The organism is Phyllobacterium sp. CCNWLW109, assembly GCF_037203905.1.
In the GTDB taxonomy this organism is placed as follows: domain Bacteria; phylum Pseudomonadota; class Alphaproteobacteria; order Rhizobiales; family Rhizobiaceae; genus Phyllobacterium; species Phyllobacterium ifriqiyense.
This window is the reverse complement of record NZ_JBBCBK010000003.1, coordinates 418384-430601: the sequence shown is the minus strand read 5'-3', so window position 1 is coordinate 430601 and position 12218 is coordinate 418384. Positions and strand designations below refer to the sequence as shown.

6 protein-coding genes are annotated in these 12218 nt (G+C 54.4%); all 6 read left to right on the top strand.

Translation table 11 applies throughout. From position 1 onward, the window contains the following. Positions 1 to 30: 30 nt before the first annotated feature. The 6 genes from V9K92_RS12555 to trxA all read left to right on the top strand — a co-directional run bounded on the left by V9K92_RS12555 (position 31) and on the right by trxA (position 12202). Positions 31 to 2559 (top strand): ATP-binding protein, encoded by a 2529-nt coding sequence (locus V9K92_RS12555; RefSeq protein WP_443094471.1) that lies wholly within the window; start codon positions 31 to 33, stop codon positions 2557 to 2559. Positions 2560 to 2564: 5 nt separating this feature from the next. After that, positions 2565 to 4079: a tRNA (adenosine(37)-N6)-threonylcarbamoyltransferase complex ATPase subunit type 1 TsaE gene (gene tsaE / locus V9K92_RS12550; protein WP_337354145.1), complete on the top strand. Its 1515-nt coding sequence runs from the start codon at positions 2565 to 2567 to the stop codon at positions 4077 to 4079. Further along, positions 4076 to 4798, top strand: coding sequence for a nucleotidyltransferase family protein (locus V9K92_RS12545; protein WP_337354144.1), 723 nt, complete (start codon positions 4076 to 4078; stop codon positions 4796 to 4798). Before tsaE ends, V9K92_RS12545 begins: the two co-directional genes overlap by 4 nt. Further along, a complete protein-coding gene (gene addB / locus V9K92_RS12540; protein WP_337354143.1) occupies positions 4791 to 7931 on the top strand; it encodes a double-strand break repair protein AddB in 3141 nt (1046 codons plus the stop codon). The genes V9K92_RS12545 and addB overlap by 8 nt, the downstream gene beginning before the upstream one ends. Beyond that, positions 7928 to 11425 (top strand): double-strand break repair helicase AddA, encoded by a 3498-nt coding sequence (gene addA, locus V9K92_RS12535; protein WP_337354142.1) that lies wholly within the window; start codon positions 7928 to 7930, stop codon positions 11423 to 11425. The genes addB and addA overlap by 4 nt, the downstream gene beginning before the upstream one ends. Positions 11426 to 11875: 450 nt before the next feature. Continuing rightward, a complete protein-coding gene (gene trxA, locus V9K92_RS12530) occupies positions 11876 to 12202 on the top strand; it encodes a thioredoxin (RefSeq protein ID WP_115054532.1) in 327 nt (108 codons plus the stop codon). Positions 12203 to 12218 lie beyond the last annotated feature (16 nt).

The following is a 12218-nucleotide window of genomic DNA, read 5'->3' as shown; positions in this document are numbered from 1 at the left end:
ATTCGTCTGGATGGGGCTGCGACGGTTGACATGAGAATTAAAGGTGATGTTCGCAGTGAAGATGCAGCACACAAACGATCCGTGCTGAGCAGGCTGCAAACCCGGGCATTGAGCGCAGTTTCCGCGCTGCCAATCATTTTGACTGCCTCCTTCTCTGCTCACGCTGAAGATATGCTTGGCCTGATCGATACTCCCTTCGGGATGAAAGTCGGCACGTTTGAAGTCGTTCAGTTCGCAATGTTTCTTGGTGCCATGGGTGCTGCCCTGCTCTCCGCGGGCTGGCTCATTCGGGAGCGTAGCCGCATTGCCCATGAGAACCGCCATTTGCGCGACAAGGTTGCCGATCTGAATGTCACGGTTCAACGCAACGAAGCCCTGCTCAATCTTAAGGATCAGCGCGTTATAGTTTGGGAGGGAAGCTCGTCGACTCCCGTGCTCATCGGCAGTCTGCCGCCTGAAATTGGCGTGCCCGAAAGCCGCTCGCTTTTTCTGGCCTTTGGCCGCTGGTTGCGGGTTGAATCCGTCACGCTTCTGGACCGGTCAGTATCGGCGCTGCGCGAGAAAGCCCGTCCTTTCGACATAGCCATCGAGACCTCGAAAGGCACGCCGCTGGAGGTGCAGGGCCGCACTTCTGGCGGATATGCTATCGTGCGCTTCATCAATCCAGGCGAAGTTCGTGCCGCTCAAGCCATGCTTAAAGCCGAAAACTATCATTTGAGCGAAGCTGTCGCGACGCTGCGTGGTCTGCTGGATGCAATCGATATGCCAGCCTGGAGCCGTAGCAGTGAAGGTCAGTTGAATTGGGTTAATCTGGCCTATGCAAAGGCTGTCGACGAGCGCGACCCCAATAGCGCGGTTCGCGATGGTCGCGAGCTTTTCGGTATTCAGGCGCGCGAACGCATAGAGCGCGACAAGACACTGAACCGTAAATTCCACGATCAACTCTCGACCGTAGTTGGCGGCGACAGGCACGTATTCAGCGTTACCGATATTGCCGCAAGCAATGGATCTGCCGGTATGGCAATCGATATCAGCGAAGCTGAGTTGATCCGGGAGGAATTTAAACGGACTGTCCTCAATCATTCGGATACGTTGGATCAGCTGAATTCGGCTGTCGCAATGTTTGATGCCAACCGAAAGTTGCAATTCTTCAATCAGGCATTCGCCAAATTATGGGGTCTCGAGACACCATTCCTTGAGAGCAATCCTGACAATGCCATGTTGCTCGACCGTTTCCGCAGCGATGGCATATTGCCCGAGCAGCCGGATTGGCGGCGCTGGAAGGAACAGGTTCTTTCCGCCTATCATTCTATCGAATCGCAGGAATATGTCTGGCACCTGACCGATGGCCGCACATTGCGGGTTATCGTCAATCCCCAGCCGAAGGGCGGCGTTACCTGGGTGTTCGAGAACCTGACTGAAAAGCTTGAACTCGAAAGCCGTTATAACACGCTGATCAAAGTGCAAGGCCAGACGCTGGACTACCTTGCTGAAGGTGTTGCGGTGTTTGGGTCAGACGGAAAAGTACGTCTTGCCAATCCTGCTTTTGCCTCCCTGTGGTCGCTGAAGAGCGAACAGGTAGCGGAAGGCACGCATATTTCCGCAATCCGGCGGGTGTGCGAACCTGTATCGGACGCGGATAATTGGGAATCCTTTGTAACGACAGTCACTGGTTTTGATGATGAGCGCCGCTCGCTCTCCGGCCATATAGAGCTGACAACGGGTAAAATATTGTCTTATGCAACGGCGCCACTGCCCAATGGCCAGACAATGCTCACCTTCGTCGATGTGACGGATTCTGTTCAGGTTGAGCGTGCGCTGAAAGAAAAGAACGAAGCGCTGGAGCGTACTGACGAGCTGAAGAATGATTTTGTCCAGCATGTCTCTTATGAACTGCGTTCGCCGCTGACCAATATTATGGGCTTTACCGAGCTTCTCCAAACGCCCATGACCGGACCGTTGAACGACCGTCAACGGGACTATCTTGATCATATCGGCACTTCTTCATCAGTGCTTTTGACCATCGTGAATGACATTCTTGATCTGGCCACTGTGGATGCGGGGATCATGGAGCTCGATATCAGCGATGTTTCCGTCACCGATGCCGTCACTGTTGCATCGGAGAAAGTCGCCGACCGGCTCAAGGAACATAATATTCTGCTCGATACGCGTATTGAGACAGGCACAGGTTCGTTCCGTGCCGATGCAGCCCGTATCAAGCAGGTGCTGTCCAATCTTTTGAGCAATGCGGCTAACTATGCTCCGGAAGGCAGCACGATTACGCTCAAGTGCTGGCGCGAACAGACGGAAATGGTGTTCAGTGTTATGGATAATGGCCCCGGAATGCCGGATTATGTGCTCAACAGCATTTTCAAGCGCTTCCAGCCTTACCCGAATGGCGGGCGCAAACGCGGTGCGGGGCTGGGCCTGTCCATTGTGAAGGGCTTTGTCGAATTGCATGGTGGAACAGTTGATATAGACAGTTCTGCAGGCAAGGGCACGCTGGTTACCTGTCGATTCCCGCTGGAGGCACGGTCCTTCAGCCTCGCTGCCGAATAGTCTGAATGCCCCCGCTTTCTGTAGAACTTGCGAACGCTGAAGATACGGCACGCTTGGGCCAAGATGTTGGTCTGTCCCTACGCAAAGGGGATCTCATTGCTTTGAGCGGCGATCTTGGTGCGGGCAAATCGACATTTGCCCGTGGTTTAATCCGTACGATCGCTGATGATGCGGATTATGACGTACCAAGCCCGACTTTTACTATCGTGCAATCCTATCCCGAATTGCGGCTGCCCATTAGCCATGTCGACCTGTACCGTCTTTCCACTGCCGATGAGATTGACGAGTTGGGGCTCGACGAGGCGCTGCTTGATGGAATTGTACTGATCGAATGGCCTGAACGCGCTGACGGGTTTTTGCCGCCGATCAGCTTGAGCATCACGTTGCAGGATCACGAAAGTGGCCGCAAAGCCTTCATCGAGGGCCCCCCGGATGTTCTGGCGCGATTGGAACGTTCTCTGGCCATCCGCTCTTTTCTGGCAAGATCGGGTTTAGCGCATGCTGAACGGCGATATCTTCTCGGCGATGCATCCGCCCGGGGCTATGAGACCCTGTCGACGGGCAGCGGAACCCCGCTCATCCTGATGAACTCACCCTATAATCCGGGCGGTCCAATCCTGCGCGATGGCAAAACCTACATGCAGATTGCGCATCTTTCCCAGTCAGTGAATGCTTTCGTGGCCTTGGATCGTCTCCTGACGTCCAAAGGCTTCAATGTCCCGCATATCAACGCCGAAGATTTGGAGCATGGTTTTCTCGTCATCGAAAATCTCGGCAGTGATGGTATTCTTGATAAGGATGGAGCGCCCATCTTCGAGCGCTATGAGGCTGCTGTGCGCTTGCTGGCCAAACTCCATCAATTCATCTGGCCACAGGATATACCCGTAGGAAATGGAGCTATGCATCGTCTGCATCATTTCGACCGGGATGCGATGATGATTGAAGTTGAGCTTTTGTCGGACTGGTATGTGCCGCGCATGAACGGAACAGTGATAAGTCCCGATTTGAAGAGCAGTTATATCGCTGCATGGGATAATGTATTTAGCCAGCTTAGTAATGCCGAGCAATCCCTGCTTCTGCGCGATGTTCACTCACCCAACATCCTTTGGCAGGCTCATAGATCAGGCATTGAACGCGTTGGCCTGATTGATTTTCAGGATGCGATGCTCGGTCCTTCGGCCTATGATGTCGCATCTCTCATCATGGATGCGCGCGTGACGATTGAGCCCGACATGCAGGATTTGTTGCTTGCGGCCTATATTGAAGAGCGTCGCGCGGGAAGCACAGCTTTTGATGAGACCGGTTTCAAAAAAGCCTTTGCCATTATGGCGGCGCAGCGCAATGCAAAGATTCTTGGCATATTCGTTCGGCTCGATGAGCGCGACGGCAAACCATTTTATTTGAGGCATCTTCCGCGTATTCAAACTTATCTGGAGCGGGTTATTGATCATCCGGCTCTGGCGCCAGTCAAGGATTGGTGCGAAAAGAATGGAATACTCGCCCAAAGGATTAAGGCATGACACCGCATACAGCTATGGTTCTCGCTGCCGGTTTGGGAAAACGCATGGCACCGATAACCGATACAATACCAAAACCTTTGGTAAAGGTAGCCGGCAAATCATTGATCGATTGGGGGCTGGATTCGCTTGCCGGCGCTGGCGTGCGACGCGCCGTGGTCAATGTGCATTATCTTGCCGACCAGCTTGAAACGCATCTGATGGAGCGCACAGCGCCATTGATCGAAATCTCCAATGAAAGAGAGCAGTTGCTCGACTCTGCGGGGGGTATCATCAAAGCCCTGCCGCAAATTGGCTCTGAACCATTCTATGTTTTGAATGCCGATACTTTCTGGACCGATAGCGACAAACCCAATCTTGTCCTGCTTGCCGAAGGGTGGAATGATGCGAGCATGGATATTCTCTTGATGATTGCCCATATGGATCAAGCCGTTGGACGCGAAGGTGGCGGCGATTTCAGCATGAGCAATACCGGGCAATTGCGCCGTTTGAAGCCGGGTGAGACATCGCCCTATATTTATGCCGGAGCGGCGATCATCCATCCGCGCATTTTCGCGAATGCTCCATCGGGTAAAGTATCATTGAACCGATATTTCGATGAAGCGATTGCCGCTGACAGGCTCTTTGGACTGCCGATGAATGGCATTTGGCTGACAGTCGGCACGCCGGATGCAATAGAAGAGGCAGATGCCGCTATTGCCAAGCAGGGGATTCATGGCTGAGCGCCAGAATCCGAATATTTTCTCCATAGCGCCGGGTACGCCTTTTCTTCCGGCGCTTGTGGATGCGCTGCAATCGGGAGCCTTGATTCCGGGTTATCCTGCAAACCGCAATGATCCAATGGCGCTGGCCCATGCTACAATCTATGTGCCGACCCGTCGTGCAGCGCGAACGCTGCGTTCGCTACTTGTCGAGAAAAGCCCGGTTAAATCAGCGATCCTGCCAGTAATCCGAGCATTGGGCGATGTCGATGAAGATGCAGCCATGTTCGACATGGGTTCCGATGCCTTCTTCGACCTTCTGCCGGCAATAGGCAGTGTCGAGAGACTTTTGCTTTTAGCGCGACTGGTCCGGCCTTGGCGCGAACGCCTGCCAGAACATGTGCGTGCCTTGTTTGGAAATGAGGAAATTGCCATTCCGGCAACGACCGCCGATGCGATCTGGCTTGCCCGCGATCTTGCCGGACTCATGGATCAGGTTGAGACTGAAGCTGCCGGATGGTCAACGCTTTCCAATATTGTTTCTGAAGAACTGCCGAATTGGTGGCAGGTCACTCTCGATTTTCTAAACATCGTCACAAGCCTTTGGCCCGATATTCTGGCTGAACGCAGACGTTCCAACCCCGCTGCCCACCGTAACCGCCTGATCGAGCTTGAAGCCGAAAGGCTCCTGCGCAAGGCGTCGCAGGGTCCTGTCATTGCGGCGGGCTCTACTGGATCCATACCTGCAACGGCAAAGCTCTTGGCTGCTATTGCTTCATTGCCCATGGGCGCCCTGGTCCTTCCAGGGCTTGATCGCGATATGGATGCCGTCAGTTGGGATGTTTTGGCAAGCACTGCAGACAATCCTTCGATTTTTGGTCACCCGCAATATGGACTGCGCAAACTGCTCGGTGAACTGGGTGTGCTGCGTCAGGATGTGATTGTGCTGGGCGGCGTCACTCCAGAAAAACGCCAACGCGAAAACCTTTTGGCCGAGGCGATGCGCCCCGCCGACACGAGTGAGGCGTGGGCACAAATTAACCGGAACAGCGGTCAGTTTTCCGCCGCCGTTGCCTCCATTACCTTGATTGAAGCCTCAAATGAGCGCGAGGAAGCGCTGAGCATCGCAGTGGCCTTGCGCGATTCCATAGAACAACCGGGCAAGACCGCAGCTTTGATCACCGCCGATCGCGATCTTGCCCGCCGTGTGTCAACGGAACTCGCGCGGTTCAATATAGCCGCTGATGATTCCGGTGGACATGCCATGCGCGAAACGCAACCTGCGGCTTTGATGCGACTGGTCCTGGATATTGTTTTCAATCCCGGGGATCCGGTTGCGTTACTGGCTTTGCTAAAACATCCACTGACGCGGCTTGGCCTTGATCGTGTCAGGGTTCGCCAGGCTGCAGAAACTATTGAACTGGTTGCGCTGCGTGGTGGTACAGGGCGAGCCACCCTATCGGATTTCCAGCAACATTTCGAAAGACGCCTTGCCGAAACAGGATCTACGCCATTTGAACCGGCCTGGCTTCGCCAGATCAGCGCTGCAAGAATTGAGTCCGCGCATATCGTCTGCAAGGCGCTTAGCGGTGCGATGGAACCCTTGATTCAGTTTGTTGGAGTCACGGAATCTGTACAGCTGCCGCAGATCATTCAGGCGGTTGTTGCCAGTCTGGAAAATCTGGTGCGGGATGATCAGGGAGATATTGCTGCACTTTATAGTGGAGCGGCCGGTGAACAATTCGCCGCCTTCCTGCGCAATCTGATCTCGGCAGATTCGCAGCTCGATTTTTCTGTCGGCGAATTCCCCGCAATGATGGAAGCTTTGATTGCGGGAGAGGTTGTAAAACCAAAAGCGGGCGCGCATCCGCGCCTGTTTATCTGGGGCGCACTGGAAGCGCGATTGCAAACGGTCGATACGATGATTATCGGCGGACTGAATGAGGGCTCATGGCCGGGTAAAACGCGCAATGATCCGTTCATGTCACGGCCGATGAAATCCATTATAAATCTTGATCCGCCGGAGCGGCGCACCGGCCTTGCCGCGCACGATTTTCAGATGGCGCTCGGAATGGATCAGGTCATTCTTACACGTGCACAGCGCTCAGCAAATGCGCCAACGGTTGCTTCGCGCTGGTTGCAAAGGCTGGAGACGGTTCTTGGCAATGACGCTACCGGAGAGCTGCGCAGGCGTGGGGCAAAATATCTTGGATGGGCGCGGGAAATCGACCACGCGCCGGATGAGGATTTTGTCAAACGACCGGAACCGAAGCCGCCTTTAACAGCCCGCCCCAAGCACTTCTCAGTTACAGAAATAGAGACGCTCCGGCGCGATCCCTATGCCATCTTTGCCAAGCGCATTTTGCGGTTGCGGCCCATTGAGCCATTGATCCGTGATCCTGACGTGGCTGAGCGCGGTTCGCTCTTTCACAATATCCTCGCGCATTTCACGGAACAGGGCATTGATCCTCTTGATGCGAATGCCGCCAGACGTCTTCTGGAAATAGGCAGGCAGTATTTTGACGACATCGCGTTACCGGAAGAAATCGATGCAGTCTGGTGGCCTAGGTTCCAATCGCTGGTGCCGGAATATCTGAACTGGGAGCGGCTACGAGACCATCTGATTTCCGAACGTCATCCCGAAATTGCTTCCAAAAAGATTGTCGTCGAAGCAACTGGCGTCACACTTTCAGGCCGGGCAGACCGGGTGGATTTGCGCCGCGACGGTACGGTTGACATCATTGACTACAAGACCGGATCAACACCATCCAAGCGGCAGGCCCATGTTCTTTTGTCGCCGCAGCTAGCGCTGGAAGCCGCATTGCTGGCACGGGGTGCGTTTCATGAGGTTGGGGCACGCAAAGCTGCCGATCTTCTTTATGTGCGGTTACGGCCAAATGGAAAAGTCGATCCGGAATCCATTTTAAGAATCGGCACGGCTGCCAATGGAAGTGAAAAAACTGCGCCGGAGTTGGGCGAATTGTCGTGGCTGCGTCTCAATGAATTGCTGACGGCCTATGGTGATCCGCATAAGGGCTATCTGTCCCGTGCTCTGCCATTCAGGGAAAGTGATTTGACCGGCGATTATGACCATCTGGCCCGCGTTTTGGAGTGGTCGGCTGGTGGCGCTGAAGAGGGAGGGGAGGGCGAATGAGAAAGCCTCGAACCATCCCGCCGGAAACCACGCGCAACCAGAGCAGGGCAGCAAATCCAAAGGACTCTGTCTGGGTGTCGGCAAATGCGGGCTCCGGCAAAACCTATGTCTTGACGGACCGTGTCATCCGCTTGCTGCTGGATGGCACCGACCCGTCGAAAATCCTGTGCCTGACCTATACGAAAGCTGCTGCGGCGGTGATGCAAAACCGTGTCTTTGCACGCCTTTCCGATTGGGCAACCATGGATGGCGACGCGCTGGCAAAAATCATTGAGGACATTGACGGTGCACGGCCCGGACCAAAGCGGCTGGCTCAGGCGCGCCGCTTGTTTGCGCGGGCGCTTGAGACCCCCGGCGGTCTCAAGATACAAACCATTCACGCCTTTTGCGAAGCTATTCTGCATCAGTTTCCGTTAGAGGCGAATATTGCCGGTCATTTCGAACTGATGGACGACATGATGCAGGTTGCGCTTATTGGCGAAGCGCGGCGGCAGGTGCTGCAAGCAGCGCGTCTTGATCATAATGTCGAGCTTGCTTCAGCCTTTGCGGATGTGCTTGACGCTGCCGGGGAGTTCGGCCTGCAACAGCTTCTTGATGAGGCGGTCACCAAGCGCAATGATCTTACCCGCTTTATCCGAGAAGTCGGGCAAGACGACCTGCGCAGGACGGCGTTCTACTCCCATTTCGGATTTACCGGCACTGAAACAGAAGACGATATCCTTTCTGCACTGTGGCCGGTTCAGGAATTTGACCGGGAAATGCTGCGTTCGATCCTCGATATTCAAAAGAGTGCCGCACGAGCGCAGGAATTTGCGATGATCCTGCTCGACGCCAAGTTTGGGCCCGAGTCTGACCAACGCGAAGAGGCATTGCGAACCGCGTTTATCAAGGCGACAGGAGAGCCCAAAAGCGGGTCTTTCATTGGGTCCAAAGGGGTAACAGAGCGGTTCCCGGATTTCATCGAGCGATTCGACCGCGCTGCACAGCGCGTGTTCGAGGGTTTGGACAAATTAAAGCAATTGCGCCTTCTCCGGCTGACTTTTTCAGCCTTGGTGGTGGTCGATGACCTTATCGGCCGCTATGAGCACATGAAAAGAAATCGCGGGCTTCTCGATTTTGACGATCTCATTGTCAGGACCGTGGCATTGCTTGCGCGGCAGGATGCAGGGCCTTGGGTGCAATACAAGCTCGACAAGGGAATTGACCATATTCTCGTCGACGAAGCGCAGGATACCAGCCCAAACCAGTGGAACGTGATAAGGCTTCTCAGCGAGGAATTCTTTACCGGCAATACCGCACGCAATGTGCGGCGCACCCTTTTTGCAGTCGGCGACGAAAAGCAATCGATTTACTCGTTTCAAGGTGCGATTCCGGAGGATTTTGCCAGACACGGCAAGGCGACGGAGCAAAAAACCGGCCAAGCTGAACTGACCTTTGAACGGGTTAATCTCAACTTCTCGTTCCGCTCTGCACCGGACGTTCTGTCTGCAGTGGACAAGGTGTTCGAGCGGCCGGAAGCCCATCGCGGCTTTGGTGTCGATCACGGTCCGACTGTCCATACAGCCATTCGCGACCATGATCCGGGTGAAGTGCAGATCTGGGATATGCTGACACCGGAAACAACACCGGAAGAGGATGACTGGCGAACACCAGTTGATAGTTTGCCAGCACCACCCGTGCGTCTTGCGGAGCAAATTGCCCGAACCATTGAGCACTGGTTGAAGAATGGTGAAATCATTGAAGGGCAGAACCGGCGCCTTGAAGCGCGCGATATCATGGTGCTGGTACGCAAGCGTGACCAGTTCATGCCGGCTTTGTCGCGCGAATTAAAGAAGCGCCATGTTCCGGTCGCCGGTGCAGACCGTCTGAAATTGACGGATCACATCGCAGTCCAGGATCTCATGGCGCTTGGGCGGTTCATGCTTTTGCCATCCGATGATCTGTCCTTGGCGGCACTCCTCAAAAGCCCCCTGTTCAAGTGGGATGACGATCAGCTCTTTACGCTCGGTTATGAGCGGGCAGCTAATGAAACGCTTTATGAGCGGCTATTGGCGCAGGCAAAGGATGATCTGTTGCTGGCTCCGGTTGCCGCGCGTCTTCAGGAGTGGCGCAACCGTGCCGATACTGTACCAGTCTTCGAGTTTTATGCGGATATTCTTGGACGCGGCGGCGCGCGCCGTGAGCTTCTTGCACGTCTTGGCCATGAGGCGGGCGACGTCATCGACGAGTTCCAAAACTACGCAATCGCAACCGAGAAAACCGGTTTGCCGGGCTTGCAGGCATTTTTGGAAACGCTGGAAGCAGTAACGCCGGAAATCAAGCGGGAGCTGGATCAAAGCCGTAATGAAGTCCGCATCATGACGGTGCATGCTGCAAAGGGCCTTGAAGCCGCCGTGGTATTCCTCGTCGATTCCGGCAGTTCGGCTTCTTCAGGCGGGCGTATGTCCAATCTGCTTTCTTTCGATATGAGAGAATATAGCGGCTGGGAGGGCAAAGGGTTTTTGTTCGTACCCGGAAAGGCCTATGCGACTGCTTTCTCGGCGGGCCTTGTCGATAAGCTGAAGGTAAGGGCAGAAGAAGAATATCGCCGCCTGCTTTATGTCGGCATGACACGTGCTGAAGATAGACTCATCATTTGTGGCTATCGTGGATCGCGGCAGGCACCGGACACATGGCATGGGTTGGTGGAAGCCGCCTTGGGCGAATTGAGCAAACCAATGCAACATCCTGTCGAATCCGTCACCGCCAAATTTTACAGGCTGACTGAACGGGCGACCATGGGACCTGTAGAACCTGAGCTTCCCCTTGAGCCAAGGGCCGTTCCCTTTCCTCCTACCTATCGCATACCGATGCCTCGGGAAGCGGGCTTGCCAAGACCCCTTGCACCATCCGGCGTATCGGTCCTGATCGAGCCCGATAATGAGGCGCCGCTGGTCACAGGTTCGCCGGTGCTACTGACAGATGGAAAGAATCCCGCTTTCGCCATCCGCCGTGGCACGGTCATCCACGCGCTGTTGCAGACTTTGCCCGATATTCCGGACGAACAACGTGCGCAGGCGGCTCAGCGTTATCTCAGCCGCGCCGCTTATGATTGGGAACCGGAGGAGATCGAGAAGGCGCTTAACTCGGTCTTTGCTGTGCTGAATTCAGCCGATTTTGCGCCGGTCTTCGCGCCAGGTTCATTGGCGGAAGTCGCAATCATGGGAACGCTGCATATTCGCGGCAAGGATCATGCGGTTTCCGGCGTTATTGACAGGCTTGCTGTGAGCGAAAGCCGGGTTGTAATTGTCGACTACAAGACTAACCGTCCTCCGCCGCAAAATCTGTCGACGGTTCCAGATGCCTATATCGCTCAGCTTGCCCTTTACCGGAAGCTACTTGAGCCGCTTTATCCCGGCAAGACAGTAGAAGCGGCTTTGCTTTTCACCGAAGGTCCGCATCTTATCGACATACCGGTGCACGCCATGCAGATTGCTCTTGAGCGAATGGCTTGAAACTGGACAGGATTGTTCCCGTCTTGGAATTGGCAAGAAAGCTGCTATATTGATTTTGGAGTGTGGGGTGAGCTTTGCCCACCCCACTTCCCTATGATGTTACGAATGAAACCCGGATTGTCAGTGTCCAGCTGGTCCGGGTTTTTCGTACCTCAAAGGTAATAGACATTGGCAGATACCACATATCTATTGCTCCAAGTTTGAGGGCATATGGCCGTATGCCTCAGCCAGGGAGGCCATCTCTCTGGTGCACTGGCTGGATCCGTGCTGCTGCTTCGCCCTCAAACTGCTTGACGAAATACGATTGAAGTAGTGCTTTGAGCAACAAACGCAGGGTTGAAAGCCGTCAGGTGACAGATTGCACTGAATCGTGACATGAGTCGGCTTGACTAGGCACAGCAGACTCACCACATGATGGGTAACACATTCACAAGGTTAAGGAACAGCTTCATGGCTACCACCGTCAAAATTGACACCAGCAATTTCCAGTCCGATGTAATTCAGGCCGGTCAGCCTGTCGTTGTGGATTTTTGGGCAGAATGGTGTGGCCCTTGCAAGATGATTGCACCGGCGCTTGAAGAAATCGCTGCGGAAATGGATGGCAAAGTTACAATCGCCAAAGTTAATATTGATGAGAACCCTGAATTGGCTGCCCAGTTTGGCGTGCGCTCGATTCCGACTTTGCTGATGTTCAAGGATGGTGAGCTCGCTGCCAATCTGGTTGGCGCTGCTCCAAAGAGCAAGCTTTCCGACTGGATCAAAAACTCGGCTGCTTGATCAGTTCTGATATTCA